Source organism: Micrococcus lacusdianchii (genome assembly GCF_023155805.1).
In the GTDB taxonomy this organism is placed as follows: Bacteria; Actinomycetota; Actinomycetes; order Actinomycetales; family Micrococcaceae; genus Micrococcus; species Micrococcus lacusdianchii.
In genome coordinates, this window is sequence record NZ_JAKNUW010000011.1 from 23,386 (window position 1) to 38,930 (window position 15,545).

Annotated in this window: 13 protein-coding genes and 1 tRNA gene; 11 read left to right on the top strand and 3 right to left on the bottom strand. The window is 73.4% G+C overall.

Features of this window, described 5'->3' with window-relative positions; all coding sequences use genetic code 11:
• The first annotated feature begins 119 nt into the window (after nt 1–119).
• A tRNA-Pro gene (locus tag MA879_RS08155) sits at nt 120–196 on the top strand.
• 102 nt (nt 197–298) lie between these two features.
• Here MA879_RS08155 and MA879_RS08160 read toward each other — a convergent pair.
• The gene (locus MA879_RS08160; RefSeq protein ID WP_418001235.1) at nt 299–655 is read right to left on the bottom strand and encodes a type I phosphoribosyltransferase; all 357 of its coding nucleotides are present in this window, start codon (nt 653–655) and stop codon (nt 299–301) included.
• A gap of 7 nt (nt 656–662) precedes the next feature.
• Here MA879_RS08160 and MA879_RS08165 point away from each other — a divergent pair, with 7 nt between their 5' ends.
• From MA879_RS08165 to MA879_RS08200, 8 genes are all read left to right on the top strand, one after another.
• A complete protein-coding gene (locus MA879_RS08165; RefSeq protein WP_248124989.1) occupies nt 663–2,198 on the top strand; it encodes a peptide MFS transporter in 1,536 nt (511 codons plus the stop codon).
• 94 nt (nt 2,199–2,292) lie between these two features.
• Nucleotides 2,293–2,679: a glycine cleavage system protein GcvH gene (gene gcvH / locus MA879_RS08170; protein ID WP_248124991.1), complete on the top strand. Its 387-nt coding sequence runs from the start codon at nt 2,293–2,295 to the stop codon at nt 2,677–2,679.
• Nucleotides 2,680–2,784: 105 nt separating this feature from the next.
• Nucleotides 2,785–3,207, top strand: coding sequence for an FHA domain-containing protein (locus tag MA879_RS08175; protein ID WP_248125001.1), 423 nt, complete (start codon nt 2,785–2,787; stop codon nt 3,205–3,207).
• Nucleotides 3,208–3,215: 8 nt separating this feature from the next.
• On the top strand, nt 3,216–3,944 hold the full coding sequence (ftsR, locus tag MA879_RS08180; RefSeq protein ID WP_248125003.1) for a transcriptional regulator FtsR: 729 nt from the start codon (nt 3,216–3,218) through the stop codon (nt 3,942–3,944).
• Nucleotides 3,937–4,452, top strand: coding sequence for a bifunctional nuclease family protein (locus MA879_RS08185; RefSeq protein ID WP_282447739.1), 516 nt, complete (start codon nt 3,937–3,939; stop codon nt 4,450–4,452). The genes ftsR and MA879_RS08185 overlap by 8 nt, the downstream gene beginning before the upstream one ends.
• Nucleotides 4,453–4,649: 197 nt before the next feature.
• Complete coding sequence (locus MA879_RS08190; RefSeq protein ID WP_418001231.1) at nt 4,650–5,225, top strand: MerR family transcriptional regulator; 576 nt, start codon at nt 4,650–4,652, stop codon at nt 5,223–5,225.
• Between the two features lie 139 nt (nt 5,226–5,364).
• Nucleotides 5,365–8,889 (top strand): pyruvate carboxylase, encoded by a 3,525-nt coding sequence (locus MA879_RS08195; RefSeq protein ID WP_248125013.1) that lies wholly within the window; start codon nt 5,365–5,367, stop codon nt 8,887–8,889.
• Between the two features lie 64 nt (nt 8,890–8,953).
• Complete coding sequence (locus MA879_RS08200; protein ID WP_248125015.1) at nt 8,954–10,414, top strand: mycothione reductase; 1,461 nt, start codon at nt 8,954–8,956, stop codon at nt 10,412–10,414.
• A 66-nt stretch (nt 10,415–10,480) separates the two neighbouring features.
• Here MA879_RS08200 and MA879_RS08205 read toward each other — a convergent pair whose 3' ends face one another.
• Together MA879_RS08205 and MA879_RS08210 are read right to left on the bottom strand one after the other, a co-directional pair.
• Nucleotides 10,481–12,322: an AMP-dependent synthetase/ligase gene (locus MA879_RS08205; RefSeq protein ID WP_248125017.1), complete on the bottom strand. Its 1,842-nt coding sequence runs from the start codon at nt 12,320–12,322 to the stop codon at nt 10,481–10,483.
• A gap of 139 nt (nt 12,323–12,461) precedes the next feature.
• On the bottom strand, nt 12,462–13,280 hold the full coding sequence (locus MA879_RS08210) for an alpha/beta hydrolase (protein WP_248125018.1): 819 nt from the start codon (nt 13,278–13,280) through the stop codon (nt 12,462–12,464).
• Between the two features lie 69 nt (nt 13,281–13,349).
• Here MA879_RS08210 and MA879_RS08215 point away from each other — a divergent pair, with 69 nt between their 5' ends.
• Complete coding sequence (locus MA879_RS08215) at nt 13,350–14,060, top strand: lysophospholipid acyltransferase family protein (RefSeq protein ID WP_248125019.1); 711 nt, start codon at nt 13,350–13,352, stop codon at nt 14,058–14,060.
• A 72-nt stretch (nt 14,061–14,132) separates the two neighbouring features.
• Complete coding sequence (locus MA879_RS08220) at nt 14,133–15,533, top strand: class II 3-deoxy-7-phosphoheptulonate synthase (RefSeq protein ID WP_248125020.1); 1,401 nt, start codon at nt 14,133–14,135, stop codon at nt 15,531–15,533.
• The last annotated feature ends 12 nt before the right edge of the window (nt 15,534–15,545 follow it).

The following is a 15,545-nucleotide window of genomic DNA, read 5'->3' on the forward strand; positions in this document are numbered from 1 at the left end:
GGTCCAGGGAGAGCGGGGTCCCGTCTCCGCCCCGTCGGCGCCGACGTCGATTCGTCCGAGACGGCGCTCATGCGCTACACTCATCTGGTGCGAAAGACGCGGTCACCCGCGTCCGATCACGGGCTATGGCGCAGGTTGGTAGCGCGCTTGACTGGGGGTCAAGAGGTCGTGGGTTCAAATCCCGCTAGCCCGACCACGTCGACGAAGCCGGAGTCCTGCAGCGCAGGGCTCCGGCTTCGTCGTACCCGGGGCCCGGGCTGCCTCTGCCACCGCTCCCCATCGGGTGAGGCGGGGCGGTTCAGGCTGCGAACAGCACGTGCGCGTCCGGCACGACGGCCCGGCCGCCGAGGGTCGTGAGCTCCAGCAGGCAGGCCGCGCCCACCACCTCCGCGCCCCGCGCCTCGATGAGCCGTCGGCCGGCGGCGCGGGTGCCGCCCGTGGCGAGGACGTCGTCGAGCAGGAACCCGCGGGCCTCGAGGCCGGCCACGAGGTCGCAGCACCCCTCGAACGGCGCCACCAGCGCCTCGACGCACGCCCTCAGGGCGCGGGCGTCGGCGAGCAGGGGCGTGATGTCCTGGAAGGCCACGCCCGGGCAGCGGATGTGATCGACGTCATCGGGCAGGGAGTTTGCCCTGACTCCCTCGGAGGAGGACAGTAGGTCGGTGGAAAATCCCCAGAATCCTCTCGCGGGCCGCGTGCCCGACGTCGAGCCGCCCGCCCGCGTGGCGGCGTCGACGGCCACCCGTCCCGACGACGCCACCCCCGACTGGCGCGGCCGCCCGTTCCTCGGCCAGCCCGGCCCGCTGGCGAACCTGTTCTCCGTGGAGCTGTGGGAGCGCTTCTCCTTCTACGGCATGCAGGCCATGCTCGTGTACTACATGTCCTGGACCGCCGCGGAGGGCGGCCTCGGGATCGATCCGGCCGTGGCCACGGGCATCGTCGGCGCCTACGGCGGCATGGTGTACGTGTTCTGCATCCTCGGCGGCTGGGTCGCCGACCGCCTGCTCGGCTCCGAGCGCACCATGTTCGTCAGCGCCGTCGGGATCATGTTCGGCCACATCGCGCTGGCCCTCGTCCCGGGCGTCCCGGGGCTGGCCCTCGGCCTCGTGCTCGTCGCCGTCGGCTCGGGCGGCCTCAAGGCCAACGCCACGAACCTCGTCGGCTCCCTGTACTCCCGCGAGGACCCCAAGCGCGACGCCGGCTTCTCCATCTTCTACATGGGCGTGAACATCGGCGCCCTCTTCGGCCCGCTGCTCACCGGCCTGGCTCGCGACACGCTGGGCTTCCACGTCGGCTTCGGCCTCGCCGCCGCCGGCATGGCCATCGGCCTGGCGCAGTACGCCCTGACCCGCAAGAACCTGCCCACGGACGTGCACCGGGTCCCGGACCCGCTGCCGCGGTCGCAGTACGGCCGCTGGGGCCTGATCGGCCTGGGGCTGGTCGCCGTCGTCGTGGTCCTGTTCCTCACGGGCGTCATCACCCTGGACAACCTCTCCGACGCCGTCGTCGTGCTCGCCGCCGTCGCGGCCATCACGATCTTCGCCGTCCTGCTGACCTCGACGAAGGTCTCGGAGGAGGAGCGCTCCCGCGTGAAGGCGTTCATCCCGCTGTTCATCGGCACGTCCGTGTTCTTCGCCCTGTTCCAGCAGCAGTTCACCGTGATCGCGCTGTACTCCGAGCACCGCCTCGACCGGAACCTGTTCGGCTGGCTCATGCCCATGGAGTGGGTCAACTCCATCAACCCGATCTTCATCATCGTGTTCGCCCCGGTGTTCGCCGCGCTGTGGACCAAGCTGGGCACCCGCCAGCCCGTCACCCCGGTGAAGTTCGGCATCGGCATCGTCCTGATCGGCATCGCCTTCCTGCTGTTCATCCCGGTGGCCGACGTCGTCGCCGTGCCGCTGCTGTGGCTGACGCTGATCCTCTTCGTCTGCACCATGGGCGAGCTGCTCGTCTCCCCGGTGGGCCTCTCCCTGGCCACCAAGGTCGCCCCGCGCAGCTTCCCGGTGATGATGGTGTCGCTGTACAACCTGTCCGTCGCCCTGGGCACGGCCCTGGCAGGCTCCCTGGCCGGCTCCTACTCGGAGCAGAACGAGGTGGGCTACTTCGGCACCATCGGCGCCGTCACCGTGGGCGTCGGACTCGTGATGCTGGCGATCGCCCGCCCGGTGCGCCGCGGCATGCGCGGCGTGCTGTGACGGCGCGACGCCCGGGCGCTGGCGCCGCATGCGGCCCGCTCGGTAGCCTGCAGACCGACACCACCAGTCCGACCACCGAGAAGGGGACCCACCCATGAGCAGCATCCCTGATGGCCTGAAGTACTCCGCCGACCACGAGTGGCTGCAGAAGGCCGACGCCGACGGCGTCGTCCGCGTGGGCATCACCGACTTCGCCCAGGACGCCCTGGGCGACGTGGTCTACGTCGACCTCCCCGAGGTCGGCTCGGAGGTCGCGGCCGGTGCCGCCGTCGGCGAGGTGGAGTCCACCAAGTCCGTCTCGGACGTCATCTCCCCGGTCTCCGGCACCGTGGCCGCCGTGAACGAGGACCTCGACGGCGAGCCCGGCCTGGTCAACTCCGCCCCCTACGAGGGCGGCTGGCTGTTCGAGGTCACCCTCTCGGACGAGTCCGAGCTCGACTCCCTGATGGACGCCGAGGGCTACGCCTCGCACGTCAGCTGAACCACCACTCCCACCGCCTCGTCGACCGTCGGCGGGGCGGTGCCGTCTCAGGCGCGCGCCCGGTGGGACCGGGCGCGTGTCCGCATCTCCACAGGAGTCCACCCCATGACGCACCCCGGACACGAGCCAGGCCTCCACACCTCCTCGATCAGCCTCACCGACCTCGCCCCGGCCGGCGAGACCGCCCTCGGCCCGGAGGCCCTCGCGGCCATCCGTGCCCTGCCGGCCGGCGCGGCGCTGCTGGTGGTCCACGCCGGCCCCGACGCCGGCGCCCGGTTCCTCCTCGACACCCCCGTGGTGAGCGTGGGGCGCCATCCGGACGCGGACATCCTGCTCGACGATGTGACCGTCTCCCGCCGTCATGTCGAGCTGCGTGCCGTGGAAGGCGGCCACCACCTCGTGGACCTGGGATCCCTCAACGGGACCTACGTCAACGGGGACCGGGTCGACGACGTCCGGCTCCGCTCCGGCATGGAGCTGCGCATCGGGCGCTACCGCCTCTCCTACCACGCGGCCGCGCAGGCCTGAGAGGGACCGTGGACCCCGCCGGGCACGGGCCGCGCGCGGCCGAGGACACCGTCCGGACCCTCGGCATCGGGGAGGTGGTCGCCGCCCTGGAGCCGGCGTTCCCGGGCGTGAGCGCGTCCAAGGTGCGGTTCCTCGAGGACCGCGGACTGGTGACCCCGCAGCGCACGTCGGCCGGCTACCGGCGCTACCGCGCCGCGGACGTGGACCGCATGCGTCTGGTCCTGACGCTCCAACGGGACCGGTTCCTGCCGCTGCGGGTGATCCGTGAGCACCTGGAGGCACTGGACCGCGGGGAGCGTCCCGCCGTCCTCGAGGCCGCCCCGTCCCACGTCGAGGCCGAGCGCCTGGGCCGGAGGATGACGGACCCCGCACGCCGATGGACCCGTGCCGAGCTGGCCCAGGAGTCCGGCGCCTCCGAGGGGCTGATCGGCGAGCTCGACCAGTACGCGCTGCTGCCCCGCGACGCCGAGGGCCTGCACCCGGCGGCCGCGCTCGCGGTGGCCCGGGCCGCCGTCGCCCTGGCGGACCACGGGATCGAGCCCCGCCACCTGCGGCCCTTCCGTGCGGCCGCCGACCGGGAGCTCAGCCTCGTGGAGCGCGCCGTGGCGACCCTGGCCTCGCGCCGGGACGCCGGAACCCGGGAGCGCACGGCGCAGACGGCGCGCGGGATCGCCGACGCCTGCCTTCGCCTGCACTCCGCCCTCGTGCACGGGGGCCTGGAGCAGTGGGATGACTGAGGCGACCGGCCCCGGGACCCCGGCGGACGTCCCCCTGACGGTGCTGGGCGTGCGCGTGGAGCTTCCCGCCCAGCAGCATGTGGTGCTGCTCCTGGACCCGCCGGGGGACACCGTCGTCCCCCTGTGGGTCGGAGCCCCGGAGGCTGCCGCGGCGGCCCTGGCCCTCGAGGGGCTGCCGAGCCCGCGCCCCCTGACCCACGCCCTGCTGCTCGAGACGGTGGCGGCGCTCGGGGGGCGCCTGGAGGCGGTGCGCCTCACGGCAGTGGTGGACGGGGTGGTCCACGCGTCCCTCGAGCTGCGGGGCGGAACGCACGTGGACGCGCGGGCCTCGGATGCCGTGGTCCTGGCCCTGCGGGCGCAGGCCCCGGTGCTGTGCGCCCCGGAGGTCCTCGCCGAGGCAGGCCTGCCCGCCCGGGGCGCGGACGGGAGCCCCGAGGAGGACGAGGAGACAGCGCTCGACGACTTCCGGGCGTTCCTGGACGGCGTGGCCCCCGAAGACTTCGCCTGAGCCGGCCCGCCGTCCCGGGACGCCCGGCGCGACACGCCGGGGGCCGGGGCGGCCGACGTCGTTGACCCGGCCCCCTGCGGCCCGTACCGTCGACCAGAAGGCCCCGGCCGTGCCCGCCACCGCCCCTCCACGGTCACCGGAGGAGGACGGGCGGAGACGGTCACCCCCATGGGGCCACCGACCAGGAGGTCTCCTCAGTGACACCGCATGCAGGACCTGGTCTGCCCCTCGGCATCGACGGCAGACAGGGACGTCTCTTCGACGACGACACCACCACCCCGGACGGCGACGTCGGCTACCGCGGCCCGACCGCGTGCAAGGCCGCCGGGATCACCTACCGTCAGCTGGACTACTGGGCGCGCACGGACCTCGTGGTGCCGACGGTCCGTGGCGCCGCCGGCTCCGGCACCCAGCGGTTGTACTCCTTCCGGGACATCCTGGTCCTCAAGGTGGTCAAGCGCCTGCTGGACACCGGCGTCTCCCTTCAGCAGATCCGCGCCGCCGTGGCGCACCTGCGCGAGCGGGGGGTCGAGGACCTCGCCCAGATCACCCTGATGAGCGACGGGGCCTCGGTGTACGAGTGCACGTCTGCCGACGAGGTCGTGGACCTGGTCCAGGGCGGCCAGGGCGTCTTCGGCATCGCCGTGGGCCGCGTGTGGCGCGAGGTCGAGGGCAGCCTCGCTGAGCTGCCCAGCGAGCTGCTGGGCCCCTCCGCCGCCGAGGACGAGCTCTCCGCCCGCCGCGGCCGTCAGGCGGCGCGCGCGGCCTCCTGAGCCCGCACCCATCACGACGGCGCCGCCCTGGCCGGGCGGCGCCGTCGGTGCCTGTGGAGCGTGGGCGGGGAGGCGGACCCGGATCGTCCATGTGACGCCGCTCTCCGGCGCTCAGCAGGGGATGTGCCAGACTTGTAGCATGAGTCTCCCCTTGGATCCCGACACCCCCCGCAACGACGCGGGTCGTCCGGCCGCGACCGGCACGGCTCCCGTCTTCTCCAAGGTCCTGGTGGCCAACCGCGGTGAGATCGCCGTGCGCGCCTTCCGTGCCTGCAACGAGCTCGGTGCCCGCACCGTGGCCGTGTTCCCCTACGAGGACCGCAACTCCATCCACCGTCAGAAGGCCGACGAGGCCTACCGGATCGGTGAGGAGGGGCACCCCGTCCGGGCGTACCTGGACGTGGACGAGGTCATCCGGGTGGCCAAGGACGTCGGCGCCGACGCCATCTACCCCGGCTACGGCTTCCTCTCCGAGAACGCGGACCTCGCCCGCGCGGCCGCGGAGAACGGCATCACCTTCGTCGGCCCGCCGGCCGACGTCCTGGAGCTCACCGGCAACAAGGTGGAGGCCCTGCGCGCGGCCAAGCGGGCCGGGATCCCCACCCTGGACTCCTCCGAACCCAGCGCGGACGTCGACTGGCTGATGGGGCAGGCCGAGGCCATCGGCTTCCCGATCTTCGTCAAGGCGGTGGCCGGCGGCGGCGGGCGTGGCATGCGCCGCGTCGAGCGCCGCGAGGACCTGCGCGACTCCCTCGAGGCCGCCATGCGCGAGGCGGACACCGCCTTCGGTGACCCCACCGTCTTCCTCGAGCAGGCCGTGCTCCGTCCGCGCCACATCGAGGTGCAGATCCTCGCGGACGCCGAGGGGAACGTGGTGCACCTGTTCGAGCGCGACTGCTCGCTGCAGCGCCGCCACCAGAAGGTCATCGAGATGGCCCCCGCCCCGCACCTGGACGAGGGGATCCGCCAGGCCCTGCACCGGGACGCCGTCGCGTTCGCCAAGGAGATGGGCTACGTCAACGCGGGCACGGTGGAGTTCCTCGTGGACACCGCGGGCGAGCGTGCGGGCCAGCACGTGTTCATCGAGATGAACCCCCGGATCCAGGTGGAGCACACCGTGACCGAGGAGGTCACGGACGTGGACCTCGTCTCGGCGCAGCTGCGCATCGCCGCCGGGGCGACTCTCGCCGACCTGGGCATCACGCAGGACACCCTGCAGGTGCGCGGCTTCGCGATGCAGTGCCGCATCACCACCGAGGACCCCGCCAACGGGTTCCGCCCGGACACCGGCACCATCACCGCCTACCGCTCCGCGGGCGGCTCCGGCGTCCGTCTGGACGGCGGCACCATCTACGCGGGCGCCGAGATCAGCCCCCACTTCGACTCCATGCTCGTGAAGCTCACGTGCCGCGGGCGCGACTACGAGACGGCCGTCCGCCGCGCCCGCCGCGCTCTCGCCGAGTTCCGCGTGCGCGGCGTGACAACCAACATCCCGTTCCTCATGAACGTGCTGGACGACCCGCAGTTCCTGGCGGGCGACGTGGCCACGGACTTCATCGACGCGCACCCCGAGCTGGCGGCGGTGAACCGCTCCCAGGACCGGGGCTCCAAGGCCCTGCAGTACCTCGCGGATGTGACCGTCAACCAGCCGCACGGCCCGCGCGTCGAGGGCATCGACCCCCGTGACCGCCTGCCCGGCCACCCCGGGGACAAGCGCCACGAGCCGGACCGATCGCCCTTCGACGGCCCGAGCCGCAACCCCGCTGCCACGCCGCCGGACGGCTGGCGTCAGGTGCTCCTCCAGAAGGGCCCGGAGGGGTTCGCCGCAGCCCTGCGCGAACAGACCGCTCTGGCCGTCACGGACACCACCTTCCGCGACGCCCACCAGTCGCTCCTGGCCACCCGTGTCCGCACCCGCGACCTGCTGGCGGCCGCACCCGCCGTCGCCCACACCCTGCCGGACCTGCTGTCCGTGGAGGCCTGGGGCGGCGCCACGTACGACGTCGCCCTGCGATTCCTCCACGAGGACCCCTGGGAGCGCCTCGCCCTGCTGCGCGCCGAGCTGCCGAACATCCCGATCCAGATGCTGCTGCGCGGGCGCAACACGGTGGGCTACACGCCGTATCCCACCGAGGTGACGGACGCGTTCGTCGCCGAGGCCGCGGCCACGGGCGTGGACGTGTTCCGCATCTTCGACGCCCTCAACGACGTCGACCAGATCATTCCCGCCATCGCCGCCGTGCGTGCCACGGGGACCGCGGTCGCCGAGGCGGCCCTGTGCTACACGGGCAACATGACGGATCCCCAGGAGACGCTCTACACGCTCGACTACTACCTGGGCCTCGCCCGCCGGATGGTCGACGCCGGCGCCCACGTCCTGGCGATCAAGGACATGGCCGGCCTGCTGCGGCCCGCCGCCGCGCGCGAGCTCGTCACCGCCCTGCGCGCCGAGTTCGACCTGCCCGTGCACCTGCACACGCACGACACCGCCGGCGGCCAGCTGGCCACCCTGCTTGCGGCCGCTGAGGCGGGCGTGGACGCGGTGGACGCCGCCGCCGCCTCGATGGCCGGCACCACGAGCCAGGTGCCGCTGTCGGCGCTCGTCGCCGCCCTCGAGCACACCGAGCGGGACACCGGCCTCTCCCTCGAGGCGGCCACCGCGATGGAGCCGTACTGGGAGTCCGTGCGTTCGATCTACGCCCCCTTCGAGGCGGGGCTGAAGGCCCCCACGGGCAGGGTCTACCACCACGAGATCCCCGGTGGGCAGCTGTCCAACCTGCGCACGCAGGCGATCGCGCTCGGCCTGGGGGAGCGGTTCGAGCAGATCGAGTCCATGTACGCCGCCGCGGACGACATGCTGGGCCACCTCGTGAAGGTGACCCCGTCGTCCAAGGTGGTGGGCGACCTGGCCCTGCAGCTCGTGGGCGCCGGGGTGGACCCGGCGGAGTTCCAGGAGCGCCCGCAGGACTTCGACCTCCCGGACTCGGTGATCGGGTTCCTGCGCGGCGAACTGGGCGACCCGCCCGGCGGCTGGCCCGAGCCCTTCCGCACGCGCGCCCTGCAGGGCCGCCGGGAGGGTGCCGGCATGGCCGAGGTCTCCACGGCGGACGCCGCCGCCCTCGCCGAGCCCGGCGCGCCCCGCCGGGACGCGCTGAACCGGCTGCTCTTCCCCGGCCCGACCCGGGAGTTCCACGCGCACCGCGAGGAGTTCGGCGACACCTCGACGCTGCACACCCGCGACTTCCTGTACGGGCTGGTGCCGGGCCGCGAGCACATCGTGTCCCTGGGGCGAGGCGTGCGCCTGATCGCCGCGCTGCAGTCGGTGTCCGAACCGGACGAGAAGGGCGTGCGCACCGCGATGATCGCCCTGAACGGCCAGCTCCGCCAGGTGCAGGTGCGCGACCGCTCCGTCGAGTCCACGGTCCGCCAGGCGGAGAAGGCCGACCCCGGCGTCGCGGGCCAGGTCCCCGCCCCCTTCGCGGGCTCGGTGACCGTCCAGGTCGCTGAGGGCGACACGGTCGACGCCGGCCAGCCCGTGGCCACCATCGAGGCCATGAAGATGGAGGCGGCCATCACCGCCCCCGTCGCGGGCATGGTCCGCCGCGTGGTGGTGCAGGGCGTCACCCCGGTCCAGGGAGGCGACCTGCTCCTCGAGCTCGGCTGACCCGCGCCCGCCCGGAGACGGCCCGGACGCCTGAGGCGTCCGGGCCGTCTCCTATGCTGGGCCCATGGCCACTGCAGAGGACTTCGACCTGATCATCATCGGCTCCGGCTCCGGGAACTCACTCGTCACCGAGCACTGGGAGGGGCGGCGGGTGGCCATCGTGGACGCGGGACCGTTCGGGGGCACCTGTCTGAACCGGGGCTGCATCCCCACGAAGATGTACGCCTACCCCGCCCAGCTGGCGGACGCCCCCGCCGAGGGCGAGCGCCTCGGGGTGGACCTGCGGTTCGAGGGCGCCGACTTCGTGGGCATCCGCGACCGCATCTTCGGCCGGGTGGACGCCATCAGCGACGCCGGTCTCCGGTACCGGCGGGACGTGCTGGCCCACACCGAGGTGGTGGCCGAGGAGGCCCGCTTCACCGGCCCGAAGGAGCTGACCACCGCGTCCGGCCGCGTGCTCCGTGGCGAGCAGGTGGTCGTCGCGGCCGGGTCCCGGCCTTGGGTCCCTGACGTGACCGGCACGGACCTGCCCTCCGTGCACACCTCGGACACGATCATGCGCGTGTCCCGTCAGCCGCGCCGCCTCGTGGTGGTCGGGGGCGGATTCATCGCCGCCGAGTTCGCCTCCGTCTTCTCCGCCCTGGGCACCGAGGTCGTGCTGGTCAACCGGAGCCCGCGTCTGCTGCGCCAGCACGACGCCACGATCTCGGACCGGTTCACGGAGATCGCCGCCCGCCGGTGGGACCTGCGGACGGGGTGGACCCTCGCGGGGATCGAGCCCGTCGCGGACCCGGACCGGGCCGCCGAGGGGTGGGTCACGGTGCGCCTGGACCCGGCACCCGGCATCGAGCACACGGGCGCGGACGAGCCGGAGGTCGAGGCGGACGCCGTGCTCCTGGCCACGGGCCGTGTGCCCAACACGGACCGCCTGGCCGCGGCGGAGGCCGGCTACGACGTCGCGGCGGACGGCGTGCTGGCGGTCGACGCGGCCCAGCGGGTCCTGTCCGCTGGCCGCCCGGTGCCCGGGGTGTACGCGCTGGGCGACGTGGCGAACACGTGGCAGCTCAAGCACGTCGCGAACCACGAGGCGCGCGTGGTGGCGCACAACCTCGAGCACCCGGACGACCTCCGGGAGAACACCCTGGGTCCGGTGCCCGCCGCGGTGTTCACCCGTCCGCAGATCGCCTCCGTCGGCCTCACGGCGGAGCAGGCGGTCGCGCGGCTGGGCGAGGACGCGGTCACGGTCAAGGAGCAGGCCTTCGGGGACGTGGCCTATGGGTGGGCCATGGAGGACACGGAGGGCATCTGCACGGTGGTCGCCGAACGGGCGACCGGCCGGATCCTGGGCGCCCATCTGATGGGGCACGACGCGGCGAACCTCGTCCAGACGTTCGTCACCGCGATGTCCTTCGACATCGACGCCCACACCCTCGCCCGCGGCCAGTACTGGCCGCACCCGGCCCTGAGCGAGGTCGTGGAGAACGCCCTGCTCGGCCTCGACGTCCCGGACTCCGGACGCCTCTGAGGCCGCGGCCCCGTGCCCGGCGGCCATGGAGGTCACCGGGCACGGGGCCGCTCCGAGGCGACCGGATCAGGACGGCCGCGAGCCCGAGTAGATGTCCTCCACGACGGCGGAGAAGTCCTTGAGGATGGCGGCCCGACGCATCTTCAGAGAGGGCGTCATGTGACCCTCCTCCGCGGAGAAGTCCCGGTCGAGGATGCGGAACTCACGGATGCCCTCGGCCTTCGACACCGTCCCGTTGGCCCGGTCCACCACGGACTGCACGTGCTCGCGGACCTTCGGCTCCCGCGCCGCCGCCGCGACGTCGAGGTCACGGTCCAGGCCGCGGGCGGCCAGCCACGCGGGCAGGGTGTCCGCGTCCAGGGTGACGATCGCCGCGACGAAGGGCTTCGCGTCGCCCACGACCATCACCTGCGAGATGAGGGCGTCGGAGCGGATCGCGTCCTCCAGCTGCCCCGGGGCCACGTTCTTGCCGCCGGCGGTGACGATGATCTCCTTCTTCCGGCCCGTGATGCGCAGGAAGCCCTCCTCGTCCAGGGAGCCCAGATCGCCGGTGCGGAACCAGCCGTCCTCGGTGAAGGCCTCCTCGTTCGCCTCGGGGCGATTGCGGTAGCCGCGGAACAGCGAGGTGCCGCGTGTGAGGATCTCGCCGTCGTCGTCGATCCGGATCTCGTTGCCGCCCAGCGGGCGGCCCACGGTGCCGATGCGGAGCTGCCTCGGGCGGCCGACGGTCACGGGGGCGGTGGTCTCGGTGAGGCCGTAGCCCTCGAGGATCGTGACGCCCACCCCCCGGAAGAAGTGCGCCAGGTCGGGGGAGAGGGGGCCGCCACCGGAGACCGCGTACTGCAGGGCCCCCCCCATGGCGGCGCGGATCCGACGGTAGATCAGCGCAGAGTAGAACGCGCGCTGGGCCCGCAGCGGCATGCTCACCCTGCCGTCCTCGAGCGCCTTCGACCACCGGACCGCCACGTCCGCACCGCGCTCGAAGATCGCCCCCTTCCCACCGGCCTGCGCCTTGAGCAGCGCCGCGTTGTAGATCTTCTCGAACACGCGCGGCACGGCGAGCAGGAAGGTCGGACGGAAGCTCTCCATCGACTCGGAGAGGCGCGCGAGGTCCGCGACGTGGCCGCACCGGGCCCCGGCCTCCACAGTCAGGACGGACACGAAGCGGGCGAACACGTGCGCCAGGGGGATGAACAGCACCGTCGACGAGTCGGGGCCGACCACCTCGCCGAGGGAGGAGGAGAGCGTCTGGTGGGCGAGCTCCGCGAAGTTGGCGTGCGTCAGCTCGCAGCCCTTGGGCCGGCCCGTGGTGCCGGAGGTGTAGATCACGGTGGCCAGGGAGTCCAGGGCGAGGCCGGCCCGCCGCTCTGCGAGGACCTCGTCCCCGCCCTCCTCGGTGCTCAGCTCGGCCAGGCCCGCGCCGGGCTCGGCACCGGCGGGGTCCATGGTCCACAGGCCGCACAGGGCAGGCAGGCCCTCGCGGTGGACGGCGTCGCCCACGATCTTGGCGCGCTCCGGGGTGTCGACGACGGCGGCGCACACGCCGGCGTCCTTGAAGATCCAGGCCACCTGCGAGGGCGAGGACGTCTCGTAGACCGGCACCGTGACGGCACCGGCGGCCCAGATGGCGTAGTCCACGAGGGTCCACTCGAGCCGAGTGGAGGCCATGATCGCCACGTGGTCGCCGGGGCCCACGCCGGCTGCCACCAGACCGCGGGCATACCCCTGGACCCGGGCCCAGGCCTCGGCGGCCGTCACATCGCGCCAGGCGGCCTCGCCCTCGCCGCCGGGCACGGGCGAGGCGAACAGCGGGCGGTCCGGGTGCTCGGCGGCCTGACGGGCGAGGGCATCGGTCAGGGCGGTGTCGGGGGAGAGCGTCGGGTGGGCCGGCTCGGCGATGTGGCGCATGGGTACTCCAGGAGGTCGTGCCCCGGCAGGACGGGCGCGCGGGAACGGCGCGCCCTGCCGGAGGCTGGGTGTGATCGGTGTCACGCCATCCTATCGGCATCCGTGGGGACATGTGCCCCCCGTGCCGGGGCGCCCGGCCTCAGGCACGCCGCACGGCCCGGGTGACCGCGTCTCGGCTCCCCGCGATCAGCAGGGGCAGGTCGAGGTCGAGGGTGGCCATGTGTCGGCTGCGGGGCAGGGGAACCACGTCCACGGGCGCCCGGGTCAGCCCGCGCAGGAGGGCCCGGTGGCTCGCCTCCGGCACGACGGCGTCCTGCGCCGAGCGGAAGACGGTGACAGGTGACGTGATCCGCCCCAGGCCCCGCTCGGCGGCCCGCTGGATGCGGCCCAGCGCGGCCACTCCGCCCACGGGAGTGCACTCATAGGCGATCTCCTGTGCCTCGGGGTCGGCGATGTCACCGGCGATGGCCGGCAGCGTGGGGACCACGTGGCGCAGCAGAGGGGCGGCGTGGGCCAGCGGGTTGCGGAAGCGCAGCGCCGGGTTGACCACGAGGGCCGCGGCCACGGGCCGGTGGGCGGCGGCGTCGAGGGCGAGCGCCCCGCCCATCGAGATCCCGGCCACGACGACGTGCCGGTGCTCGGCGAGCGCGGCGTCCACCTCCGCGCGCACCGCCGCGCGGATCCGGTCCGCGCCCGTGGCGGCCAGGTCCTCCCAGCGGGTGCCGTGGCCGGGCAGCAGGGGCACCCGCACGGCGCACCCGCTCTCGGCCATGCCCTCGGCCCAGGCGCGCACCGACGCCGGGCCGGAGGTGAAGCCGTGCAGGACCACGACGGCGACGTCGGGACGTCCGGCGGCGGGCAGTCGGAACGGCCGTTGGGCTTCGGGGACGTCCACAGCCCCGGAGGGGGCGGGGGAGGCGGAGGCGGGACGGAGGCGAGGGAACGGGGGGAGAAGCATGCGCATGAGCCTAGGCCCCGTGCATAGGATGGGGCGCGTCGCCGCCGACGTCGAGAGAGGCCCCTTCCCGTGTCCACGTTCTACTGGTCCGCCAAGACGTTCGTGGTGGCCCCCGCCACCCGGCTCGTGTTCCGCCCCTGGGTGAAGGGCCGTGCCCATGTCCCCGCCGAGGGGCCGGCGATCCTCGCCAGCAATCACCTCTCCGTCTCCGACTCCGTGTTCATGCCGGCCATGCTGGACCGTCAGGTGCACTTCCTGGCCAAGCAGGAGTACTTCACCGGTCCCGGCCCCAAGGGCTGGGTGACCAAGAAGTTCTTCCAGGCCACCAACCAGCTCCCCATGGACCGCTCCGGGGGCCAGGCCGCCCTGCGCTCCCTCGAGGCCGGCCTGGGCTGCCTGCGCGAGGGGAAGCTGCTGGGCATCTACCCGGAGGGCACCCGCAGCCCTGACGGGCGCCTGTACCGCGGCAAGATCGGCGTCGCGAAGATGGCGCTGGCCTCCGGCGCCCCCGTGGTGCCGATCGCCATGATCGGCACGGACCGCGTCCAGCCGATCGGCCGGACCCTGCCCACCCCCCGCCGGCTCGGGATGATCTTCGGCGAGCCCCTCGACTTCTCCGGTCGCACGGAGTCCGCGACCGACCACCGGGTGCTGCGGGAGGTCACAGACGAGATCATGGAGGCGATCCGCCGGCTCTCCGGTCAGGAGTACGTGGACGTCTATGCCGCGGACGTGAAGGCCGGCCGCGTGGCCGCGCCGCCGCGCTCCGGCCGGGACTGACGTCGGTCTCACACTGCGGACCGCCGGGGTCATGCTCCGGACCGCCGGTCCGGCCGGCCCTAGGCTGGACCCATGCATGAGGACCCCCGCGACCAGATCCTGGCCTTCGGCACCGCCATCTCCGAGGGTGCCGCGCCCGACCCCGCCCTCGACACCTGGCGGGACCTCGAGGTCCGGCAGGCGCCCACCTGGGCGGATGAGGCCGACTACCGCGCCGCCGTCGCCGAGCTGAGCCAGGTCCCGCCGCTCGTGTTCGCCGGCGAGGTGGACGTGCTGCGCACCCGCCTGGCCGACGTCGCCCGCGGCGAGGCGTTCCTGCTCCAGGGCGGCGACTGCGCCGAGACCTTCGCCGGGTCCACCGCCAACCGCATCTCGGCGCGCGTGAAGACCATCCTGCAGATGGCCGCCGTGCTGACCTACGGCGCCTCCATGCCCGTGGTGAAGATGGGCCGGATCGCCGGCCAGTACGCGAAGCCCCGCTCCTCGGACACCGAGACCCGGGACGGCGTGACGCTGCCGAGCTTCCGCGGGGAGATCGTCAACGGCTTCGAGTTCACGGAGGAGGCCCGCCGGCACGACGCCCGGCGGATGGTGACGGCGTACCACACGGCCGCCTCCACGCTGAACCTCGTCCGGGCCTTCACGCAGGGCGGCTTCGCCGATCTGCGCAGCGTCCACCAGTGGAACCGCGGCTTCATGGAGAACCCTGCTCACAAGCAGTACGAGCGGATCGCCGCCGAGATCGATCGGGCCGTGCGGTTCATGGCCGCCGCCGGGGCGGACTTCGAGGCCATGCGCCGCACCGAGTTCTATGCCGCGCACGAGGCCCTGCTGCTCGACTATGAGCGCGCCCTCACCCGACTCGACTCCCGGACCGGCACGCCCTACGCCACGAGCGCGCACTTCCTCTGGATCGGTGAGCGCACCCGCGAGGCCGACGGCGCCCACGTGGACTTCCTCTCCCGTGTGCGCAACCCGATCGGCGTCAAGCTGGGCCCGAGCACCACGGTGGACGATGTCCGCGCGCTCGCGGACCGGCTCGACCCTGAGCGCGAGCCGGGCCGGCTCACGTTCATCGCCCGGATGGGCGCCTCGAAGATCCGGGACGTGCTCCCCGGGATCGTCGCGGGCGTGCAGGGCGAGGGTCTGCAGCCCGTGTGGGTCACCGACCCGATGCACGGCAACACCGTCACGGCCGCCAACGGCTACAAGACACGCCGGTTCGAGGACGTCATGGACGAGGTGTCCGGCTTCTTCGAGGTCCACCGCGGCCTCGGCACCCACCCCGGCGGCATCCACGTGGAGCTCACCGGCGACGACGTCGCCGAGTGCGTCGGCGGCGCAGACCCCGTGGCGGAGGCGGACTTCGACGCCCGCTACGAGACCCTGTGCGACCCGCGCCTGAACCACCAGCAGTCGCTCGAGCTGGCCTTCAAGGTCACCGACGCCCTGGCGCACCCGCACCGCGGCTGACCGCCCTCGGCC